This window comes from Secundilactobacillus oryzae JCM 18671 (assembly GCF_000740055.1).
GTDB lineage: Bacteria > Bacillota > Bacilli > Lactobacillales > Lactobacillaceae > Secundilactobacillus > Secundilactobacillus oryzae.
Genome location: NZ_BBJM01000081.1, coordinates 1 through 411, shown reverse-complemented (window position 1 = coordinate 411; position 411 = coordinate 1). Strand labels below are relative to the sequence as shown.

The 411-nt window shown below is 43.1% G+C and carries 1 pseudogene; it reads left to right on the top strand.

What is annotated here, in order from left to right:
- Nucleotides 1–196: 196 nt before the first annotated feature.
- Nucleotides 197–411 (top strand): annotated as a pseudogene (locus LOSG293_RS09840) (IS30 family transposase); the annotation flags it as partial.

Here is a 411-nt window from a genome sequence, read left to right as displayed (position 1 = left end):
TATCATTATGACTCAATTATTCGGCAGGATCGTCTTTGGTGAATCGGGTACGGTTCAGTTTAAATTCTCAGAAGATGCTGCACCGCTTGTTTTTGACCGGCAAATTCTATAATTAATCCGAACAGAAATTAAAAAGCCCCAAGCAATCACTTACAATGGTAGTAGCTAATTCCAACCAATATAGGGAGTGATTACTTTGGGTACATCTACTTTATCACGTTTTCAACGTGGCGCACTAGCACAACTGGTCAATGAGGGGAATAAATCTTACCAAGTAATGGCTGACGCCTAAGGCGTCGCCAAAGCTACGATTAGCTATGAGTTGGACCGGGTTAAACCTTATGATCCAGAATTAGCTCAGCAAGATGCAGATCGCAAAAGGCGGAATTGCGGTCGTCGTTCGATGCTGAC